This window comes from Streptococcus sp. V940, assembly GCF_054353495.1.
The window spans coordinates 18,036-40,464 of record NZ_JBTHHZ010000001.1; the positions used below are offsets into that span (position 1 = coordinate 18,036).

Annotated in this window: 39 protein-coding genes, 1 tRNA gene and 2 pseudogenes; all 42 read left to right on the plus strand. The window is 39.9% G+C overall.

Annotated features, from left to right (window positions below):
* Window positions 1-52: 52 nt before the first annotated feature.
* The 42 genes and pseudogenes from ACXYSM_RS00185 (at window position 53) to ACXYSM_RS00390 (ending at window position 22,421) form a co-directional block, all read left to right on the plus strand.
* Window positions 53-868 carry a replication initiator protein A gene (locus tag ACXYSM_RS00185; protein ID WP_458633910.1) on the plus strand — a complete coding sequence of 272 codons (816 nt, stop codon included), beginning with the start codon at window positions 53-55 and terminating at the stop codon, window positions 866-868.
* 9 nt (window positions 869-877) lie between these two features.
* Entirely contained in the window at window positions 878-1,720 is an 843-nt protein-coding gene (locus ACXYSM_RS00190) for an ATP-binding protein (protein ID WP_458633911.1), read from the plus strand.
* Complete coding sequence (locus tag ACXYSM_RS00195) at window positions 1,671-1,895, plus strand: hypothetical protein (protein WP_458633912.1); 225 nt, start codon at window positions 1,671-1,673, stop codon at window positions 1,893-1,895. Before ACXYSM_RS00190 ends, ACXYSM_RS00195 begins: the two co-directional genes overlap by 50 nt.
* 57 nt (window positions 1,896-1,952) lie before the next feature.
* On the plus strand, window positions 1,953-2,096 hold the full coding sequence (locus ACXYSM_RS00200) for a BOW99_gp33 family protein (protein WP_458633913.1): 144 nt from the start codon (window positions 1,953-1,955) through the stop codon (window positions 2,094-2,096).
* Between the two features lie 2 nt (window positions 2,097-2,098).
* Window positions 2,099-2,317, plus strand: coding sequence for a hypothetical protein (locus ACXYSM_RS00205; protein ID WP_458633914.1), 219 nt, complete (start codon window positions 2,099-2,101; stop codon window positions 2,315-2,317).
* Window positions 2,310-2,600: a hypothetical protein gene (locus ACXYSM_RS00210; protein WP_320694092.1), complete on the plus strand. Its 291-nt coding sequence runs from the start codon at window positions 2,310-2,312 to the stop codon at window positions 2,598-2,600. The genes ACXYSM_RS00205 and ACXYSM_RS00210 overlap by 8 nt, the downstream gene beginning before the upstream one ends.
* Window positions 2,601-2,869: 269 nt before the next feature.
* Entirely contained in the window at window positions 2,870-3,208 is a 339-nt protein-coding gene (locus ACXYSM_RS00215; RefSeq protein ID WP_458633915.1) for a hypothetical protein, read from the plus strand.
* Window positions 3,201-3,380 carry a hypothetical protein gene (locus ACXYSM_RS00220; RefSeq protein WP_458633916.1) on the plus strand — a complete coding sequence of 60 codons (180 nt, stop codon included), beginning with the start codon at window positions 3,201-3,203 and terminating at the stop codon, window positions 3,378-3,380. Before ACXYSM_RS00215 ends, ACXYSM_RS00220 begins: the two co-directional genes overlap by 8 nt.
* The gene (locus ACXYSM_RS00225) at window positions 3,377-4,336 is read left to right on the plus strand and encodes a recombinase RecT (protein WP_458633917.1); all 960 of its coding nucleotides are present in this window, start codon (window positions 3,377-3,379) and stop codon (window positions 4,334-4,336) included. The genes ACXYSM_RS00220 and ACXYSM_RS00225 overlap by 4 nt, the downstream gene beginning before the upstream one ends.
* Before the next feature lie 5 nt (window positions 4,337-4,341).
* Window positions 4,342-5,172, plus strand: a complete 831-nt coding sequence (locus tag ACXYSM_RS00230) for a PD-(D/E)XK nuclease-like domain-containing protein (protein ID WP_458633918.1) — start codon at window positions 4,342-4,344, stop codon at window positions 5,170-5,172.
* A gap of 136 nt (window positions 5,173-5,308) precedes the next feature.
* The gene (locus tag ACXYSM_RS00235; protein ID WP_247925843.1) at window positions 5,309-5,704 is read left to right on the plus strand and encodes a Cas9 inhibitor AcrIIA9 family protein; all 396 of its coding nucleotides are present in this window, start codon (window positions 5,309-5,311) and stop codon (window positions 5,702-5,704) included.
* A gap of 284 nt (window positions 5,705-5,988) precedes the next feature.
* Window positions 5,989-7,044, plus strand: coding sequence for a PcfJ domain-containing protein (locus tag ACXYSM_RS00240; RefSeq protein WP_458633919.1), 1,056 nt, complete (start codon window positions 5,989-5,991; stop codon window positions 7,042-7,044).
* Between the two features lie 13 nt (window positions 7,045-7,057).
* Window positions 7,058-7,390 (plus strand): hypothetical protein, encoded by a 333-nt coding sequence (locus ACXYSM_RS00245; protein WP_458633920.1) that lies wholly within the window; start codon window positions 7,058-7,060, stop codon window positions 7,388-7,390.
* Window positions 7,387-7,902: a RuvC family protein gene (locus ACXYSM_RS00250; protein WP_458633921.1), complete on the plus strand. Its 516-nt coding sequence runs from the start codon at window positions 7,387-7,389 to the stop codon at window positions 7,900-7,902. The genes ACXYSM_RS00245 and ACXYSM_RS00250 overlap by 4 nt, the downstream gene beginning before the upstream one ends.
* Window positions 7,903-7,913: 11 nt before the next feature.
* Window positions 7,914-8,066, plus strand: coding sequence for a DUF7204 family protein (locus ACXYSM_RS00255; RefSeq protein WP_458633922.1), 153 nt, complete (start codon window positions 7,914-7,916; stop codon window positions 8,064-8,066).
* Window positions 8,066-8,248 (plus strand): hypothetical protein, encoded by a 183-nt coding sequence (locus tag ACXYSM_RS00260; RefSeq protein ID WP_458633923.1) that lies wholly within the window; start codon window positions 8,066-8,068, stop codon window positions 8,246-8,248. The genes ACXYSM_RS00255 and ACXYSM_RS00260 overlap by 1 nt, the downstream gene beginning before the upstream one ends.
* On the plus strand, window positions 8,245-8,955 hold the full coding sequence (locus ACXYSM_RS00265) for a DUF1642 domain-containing protein (protein ID WP_458633924.1): 711 nt from the start codon (window positions 8,245-8,247) through the stop codon (window positions 8,953-8,955). Before ACXYSM_RS00260 ends, ACXYSM_RS00265 begins: the two co-directional genes overlap by 4 nt.
* Window positions 8,952-9,092 carry a hypothetical protein gene (locus tag ACXYSM_RS00270; RefSeq protein WP_458633925.1) on the plus strand — a complete coding sequence of 47 codons (141 nt, stop codon included), beginning with the start codon at window positions 8,952-8,954 and terminating at the stop codon, window positions 9,090-9,092. The genes ACXYSM_RS00265 and ACXYSM_RS00270 overlap by 4 nt, the downstream gene beginning before the upstream one ends.
* A gap of 11 nt (window positions 9,093-9,103) precedes the next feature.
* Window positions 9,104-9,340, plus strand: a complete 237-nt coding sequence (locus ACXYSM_RS00275) for a hypothetical protein (RefSeq protein WP_458633926.1) — start codon at window positions 9,104-9,106, stop codon at window positions 9,338-9,340.
* A gap of 15 nt (window positions 9,341-9,355) precedes the next feature.
* Complete coding sequence (locus ACXYSM_RS00280; RefSeq protein WP_458633927.1) at window positions 9,356-9,616, plus strand: DUF1372 family protein; 261 nt, start codon at window positions 9,356-9,358, stop codon at window positions 9,614-9,616.
* Window positions 9,613-9,978 carry a hypothetical protein gene (locus tag ACXYSM_RS00285; RefSeq protein WP_458633928.1) on the plus strand — a complete coding sequence of 122 codons (366 nt, stop codon included), beginning with the start codon at window positions 9,613-9,615 and terminating at the stop codon, window positions 9,976-9,978. The genes ACXYSM_RS00280 and ACXYSM_RS00285 overlap by 4 nt, the downstream gene beginning before the upstream one ends.
* 71 nt (window positions 9,979-10,049) lie before the next feature.
* On the plus strand, window positions 10,050-10,466 hold the full coding sequence (locus ACXYSM_RS00290; RefSeq protein ID WP_458633929.1) for a DUF1492 domain-containing protein: 417 nt from the start codon (window positions 10,050-10,052) through the stop codon (window positions 10,464-10,466).
* A gap of 260 nt (window positions 10,467-10,726) precedes the next feature.
* Window positions 10,727-10,798, plus strand: a tRNA-Lys gene (locus ACXYSM_RS00295).
* Between the two features lie 193 nt (window positions 10,799-10,991).
* A complete protein-coding gene (terS, locus tag ACXYSM_RS00300) occupies window positions 10,992-11,708 on the plus strand; it encodes a phage terminase small subunit (protein ID WP_458633930.1) in 717 nt (238 codons plus the stop codon).
* Window positions 11,698-12,912 (plus strand): PBSX family phage terminase large subunit, encoded by a 1,215-nt coding sequence (locus ACXYSM_RS00305; protein WP_458633931.1) that lies wholly within the window; start codon window positions 11,698-11,700, stop codon window positions 12,910-12,912. The genes terS and ACXYSM_RS00305 overlap by 11 nt, the downstream gene beginning before the upstream one ends.
* An 11-nt stretch (window positions 12,913-12,923) precedes the next feature.
* Window positions 12,924-13,934 (plus strand): annotated as a pseudogene (locus ACXYSM_RS00310) (phage portal protein); the annotation flags it as partial.
* A 134-nt stretch (window positions 13,935-14,068) separates the two neighbouring features.
* Window positions 14,069-14,602 (plus strand): hypothetical protein, encoded by a 534-nt coding sequence (locus ACXYSM_RS00315; protein WP_458633932.1) that lies wholly within the window; start codon window positions 14,069-14,071, stop codon window positions 14,600-14,602.
* Between the two features lie 209 nt (window positions 14,603-14,811).
* Window positions 14,812-15,213 (plus strand): annotated as a pseudogene (locus ACXYSM_RS00320) (phage portal protein); the annotation flags it as partial.
* Entirely contained in the window at window positions 15,176-16,975 is a 1,800-nt protein-coding gene (locus ACXYSM_RS00325; RefSeq protein ID WP_458633933.1) for a minor capsid protein, read from the plus strand. The pseudogene ACXYSM_RS00320 and the gene ACXYSM_RS00325, both read left to right, overlap by 38 nt.
* Window positions 16,968-17,237: a hypothetical protein gene (locus tag ACXYSM_RS00330; protein WP_458633934.1), complete on the plus strand. Its 270-nt coding sequence runs from the start codon at window positions 16,968-16,970 to the stop codon at window positions 17,235-17,237. Before ACXYSM_RS00325 ends, ACXYSM_RS00330 begins: the two co-directional genes overlap by 8 nt.
* A gap of 50 nt (window positions 17,238-17,287) precedes the next feature.
* Entirely contained in the window at window positions 17,288-17,581 is a 294-nt protein-coding gene (locus tag ACXYSM_RS00335; protein WP_458633935.1) for a hypothetical protein, read from the plus strand.
* Window positions 17,582-17,822: 241 nt separating this feature from the next.
* Window positions 17,823-17,990, plus strand: coding sequence for a hypothetical protein (locus tag ACXYSM_RS00340; RefSeq protein ID WP_458633936.1), 168 nt, complete (start codon window positions 17,823-17,825; stop codon window positions 17,988-17,990).
* Between the two features lie 19 nt (window positions 17,991-18,009).
* Window positions 18,010-18,222 carry a crAss001_48 related protein gene (locus ACXYSM_RS00345; protein ID WP_458633937.1) on the plus strand — a complete coding sequence of 71 codons (213 nt, stop codon included), beginning with the start codon at window positions 18,010-18,012 and terminating at the stop codon, window positions 18,220-18,222.
* Window positions 18,223-18,330: 108 nt separating this feature from the next.
* Window positions 18,331-18,849 carry a DUF4355 domain-containing protein gene (locus tag ACXYSM_RS00350; protein ID WP_458633938.1) on the plus strand — a complete coding sequence of 173 codons (519 nt, stop codon included), beginning with the start codon at window positions 18,331-18,333 and terminating at the stop codon, window positions 18,847-18,849.
* A gap of 25 nt (window positions 18,850-18,874) precedes the next feature.
* Window positions 18,875-19,888 (plus strand): sugar-binding protein, encoded by a 1,014-nt coding sequence (locus ACXYSM_RS00355; RefSeq protein WP_458633939.1) that lies wholly within the window; start codon window positions 18,875-18,877, stop codon window positions 19,886-19,888.
* A 13-nt stretch (window positions 19,889-19,901) separates the two neighbouring features.
* Window positions 19,902-20,111 (plus strand): hypothetical protein, encoded by a 210-nt coding sequence (locus ACXYSM_RS00360; protein ID WP_458633940.1) that lies wholly within the window; start codon window positions 19,902-19,904, stop codon window positions 20,109-20,111.
* Between the two features lie 8 nt (window positions 20,112-20,119).
* The gene (locus ACXYSM_RS00365; protein ID WP_458633941.1) at window positions 20,120-20,431 is read left to right on the plus strand and encodes a phage head-tail connector protein; all 312 of its coding nucleotides are present in this window, start codon (window positions 20,120-20,122) and stop codon (window positions 20,429-20,431) included.
* Entirely contained in the window at window positions 20,412-20,750 is a 339-nt protein-coding gene (locus ACXYSM_RS00370) for a hypothetical protein (RefSeq protein ID WP_458633942.1), read from the plus strand. The genes ACXYSM_RS00365 and ACXYSM_RS00370 overlap by 20 nt, the downstream gene beginning before the upstream one ends.
* Window positions 20,725-21,237: an HK97-gp10 family putative phage morphogenesis protein gene (locus ACXYSM_RS00375; protein ID WP_458633943.1), complete on the plus strand. Its 513-nt coding sequence runs from the start codon at window positions 20,725-20,727 to the stop codon at window positions 21,235-21,237. Before ACXYSM_RS00370 ends, ACXYSM_RS00375 begins: the two co-directional genes overlap by 26 nt.
* The gene (locus tag ACXYSM_RS00380) at window positions 21,237-21,605 is read left to right on the plus strand and encodes a hypothetical protein (RefSeq protein WP_458633944.1); all 369 of its coding nucleotides are present in this window, start codon (window positions 21,237-21,239) and stop codon (window positions 21,603-21,605) included. Before ACXYSM_RS00375 ends, ACXYSM_RS00380 begins: the two co-directional genes overlap by 1 nt.
* Before the next feature lie 3 nt (window positions 21,606-21,608).
* A complete protein-coding gene (locus ACXYSM_RS00385) occupies window positions 21,609-22,022 on the plus strand; it encodes a phage tail tube protein (protein WP_458633945.1) in 414 nt (137 codons plus the stop codon).
* 3 nt (window positions 22,023-22,025) lie between these two features.
* Window positions 22,026-22,421: a DUF6096 family protein gene (locus ACXYSM_RS00390; protein ID WP_458633946.1), complete on the plus strand. Its 396-nt coding sequence runs from the start codon at window positions 22,026-22,028 to the stop codon at window positions 22,419-22,421.
* The last annotated feature ends 8 nt before the right edge of the window (window positions 22,422-22,429 follow it).

Consider the following 22,429-nt stretch of genomic DNA (forward strand, 5'->3'; position numbering starts at 1 on the left):
TTTTTTACTCTAAAAGTTGCGAAAACAACAACAAAGAAAGGAGAAAGAATGGTTGAAAATAAGCGAAGTCAAAAACAATGCTTTCTATCAGATGCCACAATGGCTTTATGATCCGCCTTATAACGTACTGAGTGATAAAGCTAAGCAGATTTATATGTTTCTCTTTGATAGGCGGACATTATCAATTCAAAATAAATGGTTTGATGAAAACGGGGACGTATTCGTTTACTTTACGAACGAGCAACTCATGGAAAAACTGAATTGCAGTAAGCCTACAATCATATCAGCAAAAAAAGAACTTGCTGACATGGGTTTGTTGAGAGAGTTTCGACAAGGAGTCAACAAACCCAATCGTCTATACATTTCTGGAAGTAAAAAAACTTTACTTCAAGAAGTAAAAAAAGTTGACCACGGAAGTAAAAAAACTTTACTTCAAGAAGTAAAAAAAGTTGACTCAATCAAGACTGATAATATCAAGACTAATATATCAAGACTAAATGAACCAGAGGGTGCTGGTGATAATACTTTATATAGTATAGAGGACGCCCCACCACAAAATGATTTAGGGATTGTTCACGATTGGATTTTTTCAGAGTTTGGACGATATCCTACACCATTTGAAATTGAGGACTTGAAGTCATTCTTGCAAGACCATAGCAAAGAGGTTATCAAGTTAGCAATCAAGGAATGCGTAGGGAATGGCAAGCCATACTTTAAGTATCTTGATAGCATCTTGAGAGACTGGAAGCAGAAAGGTCTTACAACAGTCGAGTTGGTCGAGAATAGGCAGAAACCTAAACGCTCAAACAGAAGAACAGGACGCCTGACGCTAGATGATGACGGATACAATCCACGATATGGATTTTAGGAGGTGTAAATGAGGTCAGTATCAAGCAAAGAATTGCAGGCACGAGCCTTGCAAATAGAAACCCTTTCTAAACAATGCAACAAGCACCCAGGAGTGTATCTCTGGCGCTCGACAAATCCTTGTACAGACGTCACGCAGACCTACTGTCCAGAGTGTACCCAGGAAGAAATCGACCGTCAAGCTGGAGAGTTGCTTGCTGAAGCTGAAGCGCAAATCCGAGACACACGATCTTACGCATTGTTTTTGAAAGAGAGCATTATTCCAAAGGACTTGGAAAAAGCTACAATTGGAAATTTTGAAATTCACACAGAACAAGATGCTGCAGCAGTCAATTTCGCTAAACGCATCACGGCCGACTATGTGAAAGAACGATACAGAGGGAATACGATTATCAGTGGACCTCCTGGCGTTGGCAAGAGCCACCTTGCTATTGGAATTGCTAAGGCTTTAAATGATAGCTTCCAGAAATTCCAAATGAGAAGGTCAGTACTATACATTCCCACCGTTGAATTATTCGATAGGATCCAAGAGGCTTTCACGTATAAAGACTCAAAATGGGAACAACGGAATACCGTTAAATTTCTACAAAATGTCGATTTCCTGATTTTAGATGATTTAGGGAAAGAGTCGAGCGTTGGTCAGGAAATCAAGCAAGGCAGTAGCTGGATGCAAAAAATCCTGTATCAAATACTCGAAAATAGGACCAATACAATCATCACAACAAATTATGGGAGCAAACATTTAGAGGGGCTTTACGAGAAGAGCCTTGTTGACAGAATTATGAAAGGAGACATGAAAAGTAATGCCTTTAAATTTAACGCAGGCACAAACTCAAGAAGGACAATTGTCTAGCGAAGTTGTAGAAGAAAGAAAGCAAATGATTGCTGATTTTGAAAATAAATATTTCAAATTATCAACCTTGCTTAAGGATAGGCTACTGGTCACGACTGACGAAAGGTTCACTAATAAATTAAATGAAATGACCTATTATGCCACAAACGGTAGCGTGTATACATTCGCAAAATAAAAAAAGCCCCTGACGGCAATCAGGCGCACAACAAAATATTTCTAAAAGGATTATAACATGAAAAATAAAAAAGAGCAATGGAAACCACAAATCGTGAATATCATGGCTGACGGTTCCGTAATTGATGACTTGACAGGGTATGCAATCCCAGCAGGTCATTCATACTACAACATTATCAAGCCATTTTATGAGGGGGTGTAACTATGAAACTATTTACTAAATTCAAACTCAAACACGAGAGCTTTTTTAAGGCAATCAACCTTGACTGGAGAGTAGTCGCAGTCGATCTTATGGATGACCTTAACGAAGAGCGCAAGCATCGCTTTATGACAGAACAAGAAAACTACGACTTGAAGCAACGATTGGCCATCTACAAAGAAAAAGAACAACTTAACGAAAAGGGAGCACAACAACATGATTAACGTACTAAAAGCAATCAAAACGATCAAGAAAATTGAACAACTTCAGAAAGAAATGCACACTTTCAGTTTAGCCTTTCTGGCTCTACAAGATGTCGGATTGATGCCAGACGATGAAAAGTCGAAAGCTAAAGCTAAAGCGATGCACGATGTCAGTCACATGATCAAGGACGTCTTGGACGGCAAGTCGGTTGATGAAGCTACAGAGCGTCTTTCAATCAAGATTGAAACCAAAGAAGAAAACGAAGAAGTGGAGCAGGAAGAAGATGACGATACCAGAGATTGAGAATAAGCTCTATCCCTGCGTATCAGTCAATGAATGCAAGCGCCTTGATTGGTACAAAAAACACGACATCAAAAAGTACTTGAAGGAGATTTCTAAACTTTGGAGAAAGTACGAGGACCAATTAGATGGACGGATTTTTTAACTATGACAGGGACATGATGGAGCCACCTGAAGAGCGAGAAGAACTTGACCCAGAGTTGTATGTATATATTGGGTGTGGTCAATATCGCTATGTAGGTGACGAAATTTAAAAACGAAAGGGAGCACACATGATCAGCAGAGAAATGAACGCAATTGAAATTGAAGTTTTGAACTTGATTGTCAACCGTGCAAGTTTTGAAGAACCTATCACGGCATTAGATATCCGAAAAGAGACAGGTTTGTCAAAGCGTATGCTTGAACAAGTCATCGAAAGCCTAAGGGTAAACTTCAGACATCCGATTGTGGCTAAGAAATTCAAGCCAAACGGCTACTATCTTCCTAGAAACGAGGAAGAAAGACAGGCAGGTCTGGCACCATACAGACGGCAAATCCTAACCGAGCAAAAGAACTTGTCCATCGTTATGGCCGTGGATTTAGAGAAGTATTGGAAGTTGGAGCATGATTGAAGAATTACTTGCAGAAATCGGTCAATGGCGCTCTGACTACATACATCTTGGAATTGAGCTCGGAAAAATTATCAACGAACAACAAGATACAATCTTGAAACTACAAAACGAAAACACACGCTTGAAGCGTGCAAATTGGAACTTGAAGAAAACGAAAGGTAGAAAGAAATGAACGAATTAACACAAAAACAAATCACATCGAACGTTGCAACACGAATTGAAGCCATGAAAGGCGAAGGCTTGCTAATCGCACCAAATTATAGCGTAAGTAACGCCCTGAGCTCAGCGTACTACGCATTAAAAAATGCACCTGGCGGAAATCTACTGGAGAAATGCACACCTGAAAGTGTCTATAATGCTTTACTTGATATGGTCACACAAGGTCTAAGCCCTGCTAAGACACAATGCTATTTCATTCCTTATGGAAACACGGTTAAATTGAACCGTTCATATTTTGGAACCATGAAGGTCGTTAAACAATTACCTGAAGTAAAAGACATCTATGCTCAAATTATCTTTGAAGGCGACGAGTTTGAAGCTGAAAACGTGGACGGGCGCTGGAAATTTGTCAGCCACAAGTCAAGTTGGAAGAACCAGGACAATCCAATCGAAGGTGCCTATTGTGTGATTGAAAAAACAGACGGGGAGAAAATCCTCACGATCATGACTAAGAAAGAAATTGATAAGTCCTGGGCGCAATCACGAAACGGAAGCGTTCAGAAGAACTTCCCACAGGAAATGGCCAAGCGTACAGTTATCAATCGTGCTGCCAAACAATTCTTTAATACATCAGACGACAATGACTTATTTATCGATGCCGTCAATCGAACTACTGAAAACGAGTTTGACAACGAGCGCAACGTGAAAGACATCACTCCAAGCGAACCAGTAGAAACGCTGGACGCTATCATGGGCGAGGTGGTCGAACCTGAAGAAGTGCCAGAAGTTCAAGAGCCTGAAAAACCTAAAAAAGAACCTCGCAAGAAAAAAGAGATCATTGAGCAAGAAGTGACAACCACTGATACAACCCCCCCTACTGAAGAAGCTCCAAAATTCGACGAAGAAACGGGCGAAGTTTTGGAAGAGGTCAGCTTGTTTGAAGGCAACACCATCAATGTGAAGGAGTAGGATCCATGGAAGAACTAACACAAGAGAATTATTACAAGGACACAAGCTGGTTGACCAACTCACGTTTCAAACGGTATCAGCAATGCCAAGCGAAGGCATTTGCACTCGATAGTGGGCAATGGGTAGAAGAGAGGGACGAGACACCTCTCCTACTCGGTAACTACGTTCATAGTTACTTTGAAAGTCCAGAAGCGCACCAGCAGTTCATGGACGAAAATGGCGAGAAGCTCCTAGCTAAGACTGGCAAGAATAAAGGAAACCTCAAATCCGACTTTGTGATCGGCGACAAGATGATCGAGAGCCTGAAAGATGATGATGGTTTCAACCGTTTGTACCATGGCTACTCATCGGATGAAGTTCAAAAAGAATTGATTGTTTATGGCGAAATCGAAGGCGTGCCAGTCAAAGGTAAGTTAGACAGTGTCAATCTGAGCCGTGGTTACTTTGTAGACCTTAAAACCATGAAGTCCATCTACTCGGAAGAATGGAGCGCAGAACTTAAAAAGAAAGTTCCCGCTGCAGTCAACAACATTTTGAATTTTGGATACCACGGTCAGCTTGGTCTATATCGTGAATTGCTGAAACAGATGACTGGTAAGGTTTTTAGACCTTACATCGTAGCGGTCAGCAAGGAGAACGTGCCAGACCGTGAAATCCTAAAAATCGATGATGAATGGCTGGATGAAGGCTTGGAAAAAATCAAGTCTGAAATTGTCGAAGTTTGGGATGTTATCCAGGGGAGCCAGAAACCTAAAGAATGTGGCCGTTGTGACTACTGTAGAAGCCATAAGAAACTAGGTACAGTCGTCACTCTGAACGACCTGATTGAAATGTAAATAAATTAAACAAGCCGTGCATTCTTGTAAAACTGCGAACTAGAAAGCGTCAGTAAGGTTATGTGACCTCGGACGAGCGACTGCCCGTATTTAGCCAAACTCACACACAGCGGCAGTCGCATTTTTTTGAAATAACATGAATGAAATCAAAGAAAAAGCCTTGGCCAAGTTGCTAGAGGAAATGAAGAAGGACCATGGACCAGCTGAGGACGCTATCCACAATTGGATTTGTGATCAAGAAGACGAGAAACTCTTTGAAGGGGTTTTGGCCGACAAGAAATCCATCAAAGAAGCTTTGAAATATTGTGCAAATCAAGCTAAAAGCTATAAGTCGGGATCTTGTGCGATGGTAGACGACTCTACTGTATTTGGCTGGGTCTATAAGTATTTTACTGGCAAAACTAAAAAGGTCGAGGCTATCCATGCGACTGTAGTAGTCGGCCAACAACCTGAAAAACCAAAATCTAAAAAAGTCAAAAAACAGAAAAATGTTATTGACGGTCAGCTCGATTTATTCGGAGAATTAGCATGATAAAAAATCAAAAAATTATTGATGGACGTTTGAAACCGCCCCAAAAATTCTTCGACTGGTGCTATTCGCAGATCCCGACCATCAAATGGTCTAACAAATCTCAAACGATTCAGAGCGACCGGACAGGCTGCAGGGGCATCGAAAAACGTCTGACAAAGTCGAGCAGATTAGACTTTTACGATAAATTCTACAGTTTTGCAATTGTGCTTGTGACGTGCAAACGAATTGAAATTCAATCGTACGGATTCTGGTCGCGATATACGAATGGCAAGCAATCTATCAGGATGCAGCTAACAAACTTTGAGCAGATGAGCGACAACCAAGTCATACAACTGACCGAAAGATGCGGAGTCTACGCTCCTGGTCTGACTCCTAACTTCTCAGGCCAAGGGGCTTACTCAGGAACAGTATTTTTTGAAAACAATTGGGAGAAGAAGATTCGAGAGATTTCTGAATTGAAGTATTTAGAATTTCCTTCTGGATTACGCTACTACCATTTGCCACACATGTATAAATACCGTTCCGAAATCGAGTTCCTGCAGAAAATAAATGCCTGGAGAATGGCTACAGACCTTGCTTATGATGTTACTGAATATGACGGATGGCATGTGAGAAAAGCGGTTGATTGTCGTGTCGTAACAAAGAAATGGCTTCATGAAAATAAGCGATTTTTTAAAAATACGGATAGATCCTTCAGAGATTACGAGCTAGAACGTCGCATCAAATCACGAGGTGGTACGCTTGCTCCTGGGATTGAAAAAGTCCTGACTTATCAAGATATCAACAAAATCCCAAAAGCTGCCAAAATGAACAGGTTCCAGAATTGGTTCTTAAAAAACAAAGTTAATTTTGATTACTATGTAGACTATATCAGCATGTTGAACGAGCTCAATGTTTCTATCGATACTGACAATCTCATCATGCCAAAAGATTTGGTCAAAGCGCATGACAATGCAGTTAAATTGCTTATTCAGCACAAGAGCGAGATTGAACAGCGCAAGTTCGAGAAGCGCCAGAAATCTTTGGCCAAATACGAGAAAGTGGTAGGCCAGTATCTCTTTAAACCAGCCTACAATTCCGGAGAATTGATTTTGGAAGGGAAGGCACTGTCACATTGTGTCGGCAGCGCTAGATACACTCAAGATCATGCAAACGGCAAAACAACAATCATATTCGTTAGGTCAAAAGATGAACCAGACAAACCGTTCTTTACTTTGGAATACAAGGATGGCCGAATCGTTCAAATTAGGGGAAAACATAATTTATCAGCTCCAGAAGAAATCCAGCAAGCTACAGATAAATGGCTGTTAGAAATCAACAAAAATACAAAACACGCATAAAGGAGAAAAACAAATGCAAAACAAAATCGACATACCAGGAACAACCATTACACTTGAAATCGTGGACAAGACCATCACGATTACAAACAAAATTGAATATGATATGCAGATGCATTTTAGAAATGCGGACGCAGACACCTCTCTGGATACAAACGGCGACGTATTCGAGCCACTGTATTGGTTGGATGTTAAAGCTATACCAAGGAAACCGACAGAATACCATTCGAGCTTAGGAGTCAAGGCAGAGAAACGGAACTTGGCCGAACTTCAGAAGTTCTTTGAGTTCATTGAAAACAACAAGCGCAATCTATTTGACCTTTGTGGTATCAAGGGAGAACTGCAATGAAATCTCTGACATTATCGTTAGACATTTCAACTACTGCGACAGGATGGGCCGTATTTCACGGCTCTGACCTTGTCCAGAGTGGTGTCTTGAAACATAAAAGCAAGTCGTTCTTTGAACGTGGGCGCTTCATGGCTAGTGAACTGCGAGCGATTCAATCGAGAGCGCTCCAGAAGTACGACTGCCATTTTGAGTCGATTGTGGTCGAGAAGAACTCAGTCATGGGACCTAATCAACAGTCAATGATCAGCATCGGAATTGTGACAGGGATTATTCTTGGACGGTTGATTGCTGACAATGTGTATTTTGTGAATGTTTCGAGCTGGCGCAAGTATTGGAAGTTCAGCTATAAAGACAGAAGCAAGAAGTCGATGAAGCTGCAGGCGGTTGCTAAAGTGTCCGATAAATTCAACCTTAACGTCAAAGACGACGAGGCAGATGCCATTCTGATTGGCTCATACTTTGTAAACCATGGTCACGAATTCGGAGACCTGGAAAACCACAAGATAAGTTGAGAGATAATAGTATGGGTTATACTGTTACACTTTATTTTAAAAATAGGATAGATGAGACCCACTTTTTCAAAAAAGAAGGGGATGCTATCGAATGCAAGGCTCAGCTTGAGAACACATATAAGAACAATCAGTCGTATCGAGTCAAGCTCGAAAGGGTGAAATGATGAGCGTAAAGGAAGAATTACTCAAAGGCTACAAGCACTCGCTGGAGTTAGCGAACCAAAGGATAGCAGAACTATCTGGACCAACAGTCAAATCGTCAGTGCATACTCGTTCAGCAGAGCGTGACTTTTGGAAAAAGAAAGCTAAATACTATGAAAGTAAGATAAAGGAGTTAGAAGGATGAAAATAGAAGAATTGATTGAAAAATACGAGCGTTTGAACCACGACTGTTTCAGAATGGTTGATACGTCTGGAGTTTTGAGAGATTTAAAACAACTAGACGAACTCAAAACAGGGCACACAGACGAAGCGCCTCGCTATGTAAAAAACATACTGGCAAGATTACGGGAATTGCCATTGCACGACCGTGAAGTTTGGTTAAAGGTTATCATAAGTGAATTTAAGCAAGATTTCAGTCGTGCAAAATGGCGTGAAGGCTACGAGCAAGGTAAAGTTGAGGGCATGGTTGAACGTGATAAAGTCGCAATCCCGCAGTTTATTGCGGATTGGATTGAGGAATGTAAAGCAAAAAGGAAAAGTTTGCTTGGAGCTCTATTATACACGCCAGAGGGAGTCAATAGCTGGGTGGGTAAACCAGAAAATCAAGAAACATTCGCACTAGCTTGGATTTTCGACTACACAGTAGTAGAGGATGAGAAAAAATACAAAATTACACTTCTAAACCGAAATGACGGGGACTTATATCTCATCAACCAAAACGCAGGAGTATCTGATAAATACGGACATTTTTCTCCCGTAGTGCTCCTTTTTACAAAAGAAACTAATTTCTCAGAACAGTGCTATAAACTCACGAAAAAGGAAGTAGCTTCGAATGGCTTCGGCTGGGTGTTTGATTCTCCAGGGTTCCAGATCGAGGAGGTGGAAGAATGATTCCAGACGATTACTTTATCAGAGAACTTATTGAAGATGAAGATATTATTTTTAGCAAAGACAGTGAGTATCACAAGCAGAAGAAGAAGGAAAAGAAGAATCCTATTTTCAAAAGAAATAAACCAAAGAAATTTTGAAGAGGTGGAAGATGAGTGATTTTCTAAAAGGTATCGGAGCAGTAACATTGATGTTATCAACAATTGCAGTCGTTCTCCTTACTATTTGCGGGCTTATTGAATGGTATTTTACATGGGTATTTTCAATTTTCCCAATCAAACCTTATTTAATACCGGTTCTGTTAGTACATTCTTTTCTTTTTGGAGGGTTGATATTCCTTGTAGGAAGTTTAGTTGAACTAATCAGCAAAAGGAAATCTAAAAGATAAAATATAGGAGGTAAAATGAAACGATTTATTGCAATCTGGATTGTCTTGTCAGCTGCTTTGAATATCTGGCAATGTGTCCACATTAAAAATCTTGAAAAAAGGCGCCCTATTGTCATCTATAAAGCTGATAACAAAGGCGCAGAAATTAAAGGTAGAGTCGCACACAAGGAGAAGATTGGTGACCTGTACACAATCACAATACAGAACTACGGCATTTTCGTAGTCACACAAACAAGCTACGAAACTTTAAGGATTGGAGACGAGGTGAGATTATGAGACCTAAAAAATATCCGTATTCAGGAAAAAGGCAAGAAACACCGTCGCAATTATTTTCTGCACGACCAATTTTTAACGTAGCTCCAATTGTGGAAGAGGTTAAAGTTGAGCTCGGAGTTGAAGCTAAAGTCGGGCGTTCATATCCAGAAATAATAATACATTTAGATATTTCTGGATACGGGAATAGAGTGATTTCAATGCATCGCTTTCCTGGCATCTTCCTTACTGTTGGTGAGTCAATTCAACTAAAGATGCTTTTCTATAAAAGACTTAGAAATATTACTACAGATCGTTTCTTGACCTTTAGGGAGTCTGATTGGAAGTTCTTTATCTGTGACCTGGTCAACGAATTTGCACATTAAAAAAGCCAAGACACTCTCTGTCTCAGCTATAATCTCAATAATATTATTATATCACAAAAAGGAGATAGAGAGTGAACAAGGCTAAAGAGCTCTTGAAAGAGTTGCAGGATCTGGACATGGACATTCAAAGCCGTATAGATGAAATCAATGAGCTTGAGGCAGGTTTGCTCTCAAGTCCCAAATGGACTGACGTCAAAGTTCAAGGCGGACAGACTAGAAAAGTTGATGATGTTTATACTCAGCTTGTCGTGATGAAAGAGGCTATAGAACAGGATACTAAAGAGGTTATCAATAGGAAACTTGAATTAGGTAGGATGATCAATAGACTTAAAAATCCAAAAAGTAGGTCTGTCCTTAGAATGACTTACATTACTAAGTTGTATGTAGATGATATCTGTGACAAACTAGCTATCAGCAAGAGCTCGTACTATAACATGCGTAAGATGGCTATTGAAGAACTTAGCACAATTTTAGAACATTTGGAATAATTTGGAACGTTCTAAAAAACGTTGCGTAAAGTTAGACAATCTTGATGTGCACTGTAACAATAATCTGTTAGAATGGTAGTATCAAGAATTAAAGCAAAGGCACCTTAGGCAACGGCCTAGAAAAGCTTCTGAAAAACTGCTGGCTTGGGTTACCAGTGGCGATAGAGTAGGATGTTTTAATATCGCAAAAAAAGACTACGCAAAACAAAAAAAGAAAGTAATTTCTAATTAACACGCAAGTCTGTAGTCTACTTGCAGTAGGAACATAGCTCAAGTGGTAGAGCGATAGATTTTTAATCTATTGGTTGCAGGTTCGAGCCCTGTTGTTCCCGTTGTATCTCTGTGAGTAGCTATCACAATAGGGGTACAGGGCGGTAATTAGATTTAGGCTAATTAACCTGTAGGACAGAGATAAAGTAGCGCTATATAAGGCTCTGGTGGGGGAGGCACCCACTTACCGCATACAGTCACTCTTTGAGTGGCTTTTTTATATTTCAAAACAAATAAACAGCAGGAGGTTTAGGCTTGGGTAGAGCAAGAGACCCCAACCGAGACAAAGCATTTGAAATCTATTCAGAGAACAGTGGGAATGTTGAACTGATTGAGATCGCTGAGCGTTTGGGTGTTTCAGCTGGCACTGTCCGAGGTTGGAAAAGTAAAGACAAATGGGGAGCTAAAATAAAAGGAACGTTCCAAGAGAAAAATACGGAACGCTCCAAAAAGCCGAGGGGCGCTCCTAAGGGCAGTAAAAACGCTCTGGGGCATGGAGCACCTAAGGGAAACACTAATGCCGTGAAACATGGGCTGTTTGCTAAGTATCTCCCTCAAGAGGTATATGAGATAGCGCAAGAGCTTTCAGAAAAACAACCTATTGACATCCTTTGGGAAAATATCACGCTGACCTATGCTAATCTGTTGCATGCTCAGCGCATTCTATATGTGCAGGATGTTGATGATACTACAAGCGTACTTATAGCTACCACGGGAAAAGGTGGAGCAAGCTATGAGGTTCACACGGCATGGGACAAACAAGGGAAAGCGATGACTGCAATAGCAAGAGCACAGGCTGAGCTTAGAGGCATGATTAAAACTTATGACGAGCTTACACGCTCCCCTCTTGTTACCGAGGAACAAAAACTACGAATCGAAAAACTAAAATCGCAAATCAGCATGGATGATGTACGTGACGATAAGCTTGTTGAGTTCGCTAAGGCTTTGAGAGGTGCTTTTAATGACAAGTAAATTCACCCCTAAACAAGGGCAAGTCCTTAAGCGGGTTTTAAATGATGATTTTTTTATTTGTGGTCTGCATGGTGCAAAGCGTTCAGGTAAAACCGTTCTAAACAATATGGTTTTCATAAATGAGATTGCACGAGTGAGAGAGACGGCTGATAGATTAAACATTGATGAGCCAATGTATATTTTAGCCGGAACCTCTTCAACGTCGATACAAAACAATATCATCCAGGAACTATATAACATGTTCGGTATTGAACCAAAATATGATAAACATGGTGCGTTTACTCTTTGTGGAGTCAAAATTATCCAAGTATATACCGGTTCGATTTCAGGACTAAAACGTGCCCGTGGTTTTACTGCTTTTGGAGCCTACATAAACGAGGCATCATTAGCCAACGAACAAGTGTTTAAAGAAATTATCTCACGTTGTTCTGGAGAGGGAGCACGGATTGTTTGGGACAGTAACCCGGATATCCCGACTCACTGGCTCAGACGAGATTATATCAACTCTGGGAACGATATGATTATAGACTTTCATTTCAAGCTAGATGATAATACATTCATGTCTGATAGATACCGCGAGAATATCAAGAATGCTACGCCAGCAGGTGTTTTCTACGACAGAGATATTCTAGGTTTGTGGGTAACTGGTGAGGGTGTTGTCTATCGTGATTTTAGTGAGAAGATGTTTGTGGATAATGTACCAGAAGATATCACTAAATTCTACGCTGGGGTTGACTGGGGGTATGAACACTACGGCTCTATCGTTGTTGTTGGAGAAACGTCTGACGGTTCTATCTACTTACTTGAGGAACATGCGCACCAACATGAAGAGATTGATTTCTGGGTAGATGTTGCTAAAGATATAAAAAGCCGATATGGGAACATCACTTTTTGGGCGGATAGCGCACGACCTGAACACGTAGCCAGGTTTCAAAGGGAACAAATCAAGACGTTCAACGCAAATAAAGCGGTCTTGTCAGGGATTGAAGAAGTCGCTAAGTTCATGAAAGCTGGGCGCTTTTTTGTTGTATCAGACAAAGTTAGCAGATTTAAGGACGAGGTTTACCAGTATATCTGGAATGAAAAGACAGGCGAACCAATCAAGGAAAACGACGACGTACTGGATGCATTGCGCTATGCGATTTACTCAAAACAAACACAACCAAAAGCAACTGTCAAGAGAAAATCTCTTTACGGCTTATAGAAAGGAATTAAATGTATCAGATTTTAACTTATCCGAGAGAGGGATATGATGAAACAGCTTTGAACAAGGAATTGATTTATAAGCTGATTCAAAAACACACGCAAGAACGCCAGCGCTTGAAGGAACTTAAAAGCTACTACGTGGGCGAACATGCTATTTTAAATCATAAGCGACGAAACAAGAATGCTCCAAATTTTAAAACAGTAGCAAATCATGCGAAGGATATTGCAGACACGGCAACAGGTTACTTTATGGGTAACGCTGTTAAGTACAACAATACTGCTGAAGGGGATATCGAGCCCTTGCTTGTAGCATTCGACGGTGCCGAAATTGACCAGGTAGATACACAGAACGCATTGAACATGTCTATCTACGGACGTGCTTACGAGTACATTTATGCAAAAGAAGGACTGACTGAACTCGATTCTACTAGCGTAGATCCTGAGAATGTATTCCTGGTTTACGATGACAGTATCGAACGCAAGGTTCTTTTTGCAGTTTACTACTACGAAATCAAGGATGATACGAAGGATGTGACTAAGTATCAAGCAGAGGTCTTCACTCAAAACTTGCACTATCACATTGTGCTGCGGGATTCAAGTACAGGAACCACACAGCATGAACAAGTAGAACCGCATAATCTTGGTCAGGTCCCGATTATCGAATACCGAAACAATCATTTTTCGATTGGTGATTATGAACAGCAAATCAGCTTGATTGATGCTTACAATTCGTTGATGGGTAATCGTGTTAATGACAAAGAACAAGCAGTCGAGTCTATTCTCGTGTTATACGGCGCGCAATTGGCTGATAACCTGGAAGATGCTAGAGAAGCAATGAGCATCCTTGCTGAAGAAGGACTTTTGGAGTTGCCAACAGATGCCAAGGCTGACTTCTTAAAAAATGCTTTGGACGAGAACGCTACTGAAATCTTGCGCAAAGCCTTGAAGGAAGACATCTACACATTCAGCCATGTTCCAAATTTGACAGATGAGAACTTTGCAGGGAATAGTTCAGGGGTAAAATAGTTGCCCTCCTCAAAGGTAACTTTGAGGTAATAAATCGGGTTAAAATTGGAAGGCGCAAAACAGTAATAGCCTAGATTTTTATATTCTATTATGGTATAATTAGAGTATAAACATCTAGGAGAAAATAAATGATAAAAGATAAAATGCACAAACATCTAAACCAAGTTTATTACTCTATGTTAGCAAGATGTTATGATGAAAAACATTGGGCTTATAAATGGTATGGAAAACGTGGGATAGGTGTTTCTGATGAATTTAGTGATGTAGCTAAGTTCAGAAGTTGGGCAATGCAAAACGGAGTAGAATTCGGTTTGCAATTAGATAGAATAGATAATGACAAAGACTACTCACCAAGTAATTGTAGGTGGGTTCCTGAACATACAAATAAACGTAATCGTTCTGATAACGTTAAGTATAAGGGATATATCTTGAGAGACTATCTAAAAAAATTATCTGAAGAAAACAACATTTCTTTTTCGACTCTTGTCTACAGATATTATCGTTCTATAAAACGAGATGATTTAGTTGTTGACGATGATACAATTGATGATATTTTATTGAATTATAAAAAATATGATTTAAGACAATTTTCAAAAGGTGTAGACATGACTGGCAAGACAATTGTTAGAGACGAAAAAGGAAGAATTGTAACATATTACTGAAGCTAATCAATTACCACTGCTGGTAGAAATATCAGTAAGGTTTAACGACTAGATAAAGTAAGCTAAGTAAGAAACGGTACATAGTATCGTTTTTTTATATGCAGAAATATCCACGAAATCCGACACCCTATTGGGGTGAAGAGATAGTCTGAACTTACGGGAAACCGTAAGAAGTAGAGGATAAAGAGCCTCTACGGTAACAACATTGAGCTATGGAATTCAAGCTATTAGGTCTCGAGATGATTACTAAGACCAAGGAAGCGAATTACAAACGTGGTATTCGTCAACGTATTGCTATCTTTGCTCATTATTTAGGTATGCAGCAGATTGCTCTTGAGGCACACTCAATTGTGCCACAGTTTAGTCGTGGATTGCCTAAGAATTTGCTTGAATTGTCACAGGTTATCAATAATCTTGAAGGCAAGGTGTCACTTCGTCAGCTTATTTCTCTCTTGCCATTCGTTGAAGATCCCGATGCTGAATTGGAAGACCTCGAGGAAGAAAAAGAAAAGAACATGGAACGTGTGCCATTCTTTAACCAGGTAAACACGAAGCCAGACGAAGAGGTGACAGATGAACAACAAGGACTACTGGACCCAGAGGAAGGCTAATCTCATCTATGAGCAGATGGACAAGGCTGAGAAGCAAGCTGATAAGTTCGATAAAGTCTACAAAGAGTCAAAAGCTTATTTAGACAAGCAAATCAACAAAGTCTTTGATAAGTTTCAGCGCGATTATGGTTTGAGTGAACGTGATGCTCGTCATGTTTTAAAGAGAATGAAAGATCAAAAGGATTTGAACGAGCTCCGAAAGGTTCTCGAAGCTAGACCGGATGATCCGAATATTCAACGTTTACTTGCTGATTTAGACAGTCCGGCTTATGCTTATCGCATGAAACGTCTTGAACGGTTGAGCGCTGACTTGGATTTGATGCGTAGTTCTATCTATCTTTCTGAGAAAAAAGGTTCAGATGCCTTTTACAGTGATTTGATGAAAGATAGCTACTACAAGGCTACCTTTGACTTACAGCAGCAGACAGGACTCGCTTATAGCTTCTCCGACTTGCCAGAAACAGAAATCAAACATCTACAAGGTTTAAAGTGGACAGGAGAGGCCTATTCGGACAGAATATGGTCAAATACTGGGGCACTCGCTTCAAGCGTGAAAGACGAGCTTTTGGTGAGTCTCATGACTGGTCGAAGTGTAAGAGATACATCTCAAGCAATCGCTGAACGATTTGAGGTTGGTCAGAATAAAGCAAGACGTTTAATTCGCACTGAGTCAGCGTTCTTCCATAATCAGATGGAACTACTCAGCTATGAAGATGCTGAGATTACAAAGTATAAATTCGTAGCAGTCTTAGACAAGCGCACGTCTCACATTTGCCAGGAGCATGACAACAAGGTCTATGATACGGACAAAGCTGTTCCTGGTGTGAACTATCCGCCTTTGCATCCGTGGTGTAGATCTACGACTATCGCTCATGATGACGATATCGATTACAGTAAATTAGAACGTAGGGCTAGAAATCCTGAAACAGGAAAAGTCGAGTACGTTCCTGCTGATATGAGTTATAAAGAGTGGTACGATAAATACGTTGCAAAAAATAGAAAAAAAGAGAGCACCGAGAAACCGAAGGAAAATATAAAAAGATTTGACTTTTATCCATTAACGGAGGATAATATAGGTGACAAAGAAAGAATATTAAACATATCTAAAAGATTGAAGGCAGTTTCGGAAGACTACGAAAAAGAAACTGGTAAAAATATTTTAGAGTTATTCACAAATAAAAAAATGACAGATCGTTCCAAACCGTATGATGATGAGAAGTCTAAATTTATAAGATTTTTATATAAACGAGTTGGATATGATAGGAAACCGAATATTCTTAATGACAACGATATTGTTGGATTAGAGACCATATACCGTGGTGTAAGTGATAGTGAATCTGGAGAAATAAGTTCAAAAACTTTAAAGGATAATTTCAGTAAAGGCAAACTAGACCTAAGTGGTAGAGCAAAATCTGCTCATGGGCGTGGTATATATTTCGGAAGTCGTTTTGTTGCTGAGAGATATGCTAACAAAGGCACAAATCCATTGCTAATCAAAGCTTTTTACGATCCTTCTGATTTTAAATTTTTAACTGACGAACTTTATAAAAAAGAAAAACACACTTGGTTGAAAAAAATAGACGACGACAATGAATTATATGAATATTACCATTTTTTGATGAGTCAAATAGGAATAAATGATTCCAATGCAGATGTTTTTGCTGTTCTGCATGGTTATGATGGTTATAAAGCAATACATAATGATGGATTGTATACAGTTATTTATAATCGCAGTAAGTTAGGAGTGCTTAAAGATGATTAAAATTTCAATTAGTTTGTTGCTAGATGCAATTGAAGATAACATTGACGACGAAGCGCTTCAATCTATTGATTTCGAGAGCCAGATTAGAAAAATCACAAAAGAATTCCAGGGAGAAAATGGTGAATTCTTAGTAAAAGAAGAAGCCTTCGAAACATTACCTTTGGATAGAGAAACAAAAGATAAAATCATCGACCAAATAAAACAAAATAGTCAAAATGTTTTCGAAGATGATTTTGACACATTGCTACAATTATATTATTAAGCACCTAGAGGAATCTAAGTGCTTTTTTCGTGCCCAGAGAGGAGAATTTGATGAATAAGTATAAAAAGTTGATAGAATTGATTGAAAACAACGGTCTTGAGATACAATCTAAGAAATGTTATGAACCACAGAGTGGTTGGCATGGTGAGGAATTATGGATTGTTGATAAAGGAAACGGAACTGAAATTTTTGATTTATCTATAAATGGATATTGCTTCAATGATACCTCTATTGATAAAGCAATTGATGAACTCAACAGTTATTTATCTCTTAAAAACATGAATACTTTTGACGATTTCAAAAAATGGGTGGAAAATAATGCTAAGCCTCAAGAAGATGTATAGAAAGGAGTAAAAACATGTTCATTTGGGAATGGGTGCTAATTGCACTAGGTTGGTTAGTATTCTTGATGGTTGTAGCGTTTTGTTTAGCGCTCACAAGAAGCCTAATCGATGAGTTCAGCAAGAGAAAGTAGGTGATCCAATATCTTGACTGGCAGGAATAGACTGCTATAAATTACTGTAAATTGCTATAAACCGTGTCAGAATTGATGCGGTTTTTGTATTTAAGGAAAATGTGTAAAAAATGAAAGTCAAAGAACTTTGTGGCGTGATAGAAAAAGAAGCTTATGTTTCGGTTTATCACGGAAATGAACTTTTAAAAGGAGACTATCCATGCGATTTTCTTGATTGCGATTTGATTGTAAAAAGAATTTCCGTGATAGCTTGTGAAGTTATCCTTATAGAAACTTAAAAACGAAAGGAAAAGGAAAATGGAACCTTGGAAAGAACGCTTTAAAAAAGAATACTATGAATTGAAAGAGCGATTCCAGAAGTTGGATGCAATGATTGGGAAATACGAAAAAGGACAGCTAGAGTTTGAACCTAAATGTCCTATCGATTTGTTGAAACGACAACGTTCAGTTATGTGGGATTACCTTTCAATTCTGGAACAGCGTGCAAAAATTGAAGAAATTAAACTATAAAACCTAACCGTATATAACCTATACGGTTTTTATATTGTCCAAGCATTGAAGACTCTAAAAGCTATGGAAATTACAGTCGGGGACGACTTTAAAAATAGGAGGTTCGTAATGAACGAAGAAACACAAACAGTCGAAACGGTTGAAGCTCAAGGGGTGCCTGCAGAACCTACTATCGAAACCCAACCGCAAGACGAGAAGAAGTACACGGACGCAGAGGTTGATGAAATCATCAACAAGAAATTTGCTAAGTGGAAATCAGAGCAAGAAGCCAAGGAAAACGAAGCTAAGAGGCTTGCCAAAATGAACGCTGATGAGAAGAAAGACTATCAGCTGAAACAATTAGAGCAAGAACTGGCCAATCGTGAACAAGCGATTGCTCGTAAAGAATTGACCGCAGAAGCTAAAGCAATGTTAAGCGAACGTGGCTTACCAGTTGAATTAGTGGCCGTGGTTGATTTATCAAACGCAGAAGCCGTGACTGAATCAGTCGCAAGCATTCAAAAAACGTGGGAGGATGCAGTCCAAAAAGGTGTATCTGACCGCATGAAAGGTAGCGCACCTATTAAGACTGCGCCAACAAATCAGCAAGAAGTTATTGAAAAATGGAGACAGGACTTTTTGCACTAAAAATAAAAAAATGAGGTAAATATAAATGGCATTTGAATCAATTAACACAGCAGAATCACGCAAGAAACATCTTGGTATTATTGAAGATGTACTTGCAGTAAATTCATACGCAACACCGCTCTTGACACCAAGTGAAGCAGTAACTCTTAATGGTCGATCTTTCACAGTCGCAACAGGGAACACAACCGGTCTTAAAGATTACAAACGTAATCAAGACAATGATTTCGATCACGTTGAAGTTGAAGAAAAAGTCTACACTCTTGAAGAAGAAAAATACTGGGGCCGTTTTGTTGACCAGTTGGACGAACGCGACTCAAACGGTCAAGTCAACATCGAATATGTAATCGCTCGTCAAGCTGCTGAAGTAGTCGCTCCATACCTTGACAAGCTTCGTTTTGATGCAGCACTTGGTAATGTAAGCGAAAATGTTGTTATGGGCAAAGAAAAAGGCGTAAACAACGCTTACAATGCAGTTCTTGATGTCTCTGAGAAATTGGATGAACTTGGAATCACTAAAGAACGTTTGCTCTTTGTCACTCCAAGCTTCTACAAGGCTATCAAATCTGAAATCGTGCGTTTGCCACAAGGTGACGCAGACAAGAAAGTTCTAGGTAAAGGCTATGTTGGTGAACTTGATGACTACACAGTCTACAAAGTACCTTCTAAATTCTTGCCAAATGTAAATGCCCTTGCAGCTGCACCTGGTGTTGTTACATCACCAATTCAAATTGATAATACTAAGTACAACGACAATGTCCCTGGTCGTTTCGGGGAATTGGTAGAACAATTGCTTTACACAGGCGCTTATGTTCTCGAACATTTCCAAAAATACATCATCACAATTGCAGATACTAAGCCGGAAGCTAAAAAATCAGCTCAAGGTAAAACAGTGAACCGTGCAAAAGCATGGAAGTCTGGTTCAGATTACAAAAAAGGCGACGCAGTGACTCATGAAGATAAAGTCTATGTTGCTATCAAAGACATCACTGGATCAACCAACGAACCAGATTCTGACTCAGCTAACTGGAAGGTTAAATAACGAGGTCTGACCCATGAAAGTCAGAGTCAAAAAAGCGTTCAATGATTGGCAAGCGCAAGTGGTTCGACAAGAAAACGACGTCTTTGAGATGACAGAAGAACGCTTTGACGAACTGTCTCACAATCTCAAAGAAGGGTTCTCGGTTGATATCGCAGATGTGGTTGAAATCATTGACGAAGAAGAAACCGAAGCGCAAGGAGACGAGACGACTCCTTTAGATTAGGAGGTCTTATGGAACTTGGAAGACTAAAAACATTGACAGGCGAGAGTGACGAAGCAGTCCTCTCGTCTTTAATTTTACGGGCAGAAAACATCATTTTATCAGAAACTAACCGAGACAATCTCACACCTGCGCTTGAAAGACTCATCCCAGAGCTTGTAATCGAGCTCTATAATCGTTCAGGAAGCGAGGGAGAGCAGTCTAGGAGCGAAGGTGGTATATCTGTCACCTACGGAGAAAACGGACTGTCTACGGGCGTTTTACAGCGTATTCGGATGCATCGCTTAGCGAGGGTGGCAGGCCATGTTTTTGAAAAAGAATAGACTGAAACCATATCCCATGAAACGATTCAAGAAAATCGTGACAGATGAGGGGATTGCTAAGGAAGGATACACGGACAAGGTTGAAGAGGTTCAACTTGAATTGTGGCCAGCGAGTAGCAAGCTACAATCTGAAATCTATGGCGAACGCTTGAACGATATCTTGAACGCAAATGCGAGCAAAGATGCAGATATTAATGTCAAAGACGGTGTTTGTATCGAGAGCGAGACAGAAGTCACGCATCGGGTTATTTCAAAGAAAGTGTATAGCCATCATCAAGTTTTGGAGTTAGAACGTGTCAGATTTAATCGGAGCAGATAGTTTAATTGCTAAGTGTCGTAAGCTAGCAAGTAACCAGGTTGGCGATGATATTGTCAGACGAGCGGTCTTAAATGCGTGTAAAAATGTAGTTCAAGCAGATGCTAAACTCAGAGCGCCAGCAAATGAGGGCGAACTAAGGAACAGTATCAAAGTAAGGGTTAGAATTGAAGGTGGCAGAGCAATCGGGGAGGTTTTTACAAACTCTGACCACGGTGCTTATGTCGAACTTGGAACCGGCCCGAAAGGACAAGCTAACCACTCTGGCATATCGCCAGAAGTAAGCGTGTCTTATCGGTCTAGTCCCTGGTACGTTCATGAAGACCAAATCAACGTAGGACCGTACCACTTTGCTAAAAGAGGTGAGTTTTATAAAATGTATGGTCAGCCTGCGCAACCTTACTTGTATCCTGCTTTGAAGGATAACCAGGAACGTGTATCAAATAACATTTCAAAATACGTTAGTAGAAAGATTAGAGAACAGATATAATGATCAATATTAAACCCGTAATTTACAAAGAATTGCAAAAGGTCGCAGATAATGTGACCGATACTTATCCGGACGATTGGGAGAACTTCCCAGTCGTCATTTTTTTAGAAGAACAGAACAAGCCAGGTGAATGGTATGACGATGAAGAACAGAAGTCGAATATCCGCTACAAGGTTGATATATTCGACAAAGACAGTACAAGCAACTTAGCAGTTGAAATCAATAAGATTTTCGCGTCGTTAGGGTTGCGAAGAACTGACTGTCAAGACGTTCCAGATCCATCGCACTTACGTCATAAGTTGATGCGATTTGAAGGAATCGTTGACCTAGACTCGCAACTGGTTTATCAATACAGAATGGAGAATTAATACATGTTAGCAAACGGAATTAAGCTCGCTTATGGAAAAACTAAAGGAACTTATACTGATCTTGTAGGACTTAAAGAAGTACCTGAATTCGGTATCGAACCTGAAAAGGTTGAAAATACAACCCTTGCAGACAAGGTTAAGAAATACGAATTTGGTATTGGTGATGCAGGGGAATTGGAATACAAATTCGCTTACAAGAACGACGGGGAAAATGCTCCTTACCGTGTTTTGCGTAAAGCAGCAGACAACAAGGAAAAACTCTTCTTTGAACAAACTTACCCAGACAATACTAAAGTCCAATTTGAAGGTCAAGTGTCTGTTAAACTTGGCGGTGGTGGTGTGAACTCTGTTATTGAATTCACACTTAAAATCGCATTACAATCCGAACTTGAATTCACAGATGGAATGGGAGGATAATAGATGACTACTCTACCATACGCAGTTTGGCAAGTCAGTGAGGATAAGGAGTTGAAGCTCCGCCTCACATCCTTGCAAGCGACGAAAGTCGAAGAAAAAATCGGAATGAATTTGCTCAAGGTGTTTATGCCAGCAGAAGGCGAATCATTCACATTGCCTCCTTTGAAGGTGATGTTGCTCTTAACTCATGGAGCACTTCAAAAATATGAGCACGGCATTTCATTCGAAGATGTATCTGATCTATATGATTCTTACGTGGATAATGGCGGTGACCAGGCAGCGTTTATGGCAGATGTTGTCTTGCCGATGCTTCAAGTATCGGGTTTTATGCCACGGGAGGAGAAAGGCAAGAAGAAAGCTCCCAAGAAATCCAAAACCAAAATGGAAGTAGTCGACTAGAAGAAACT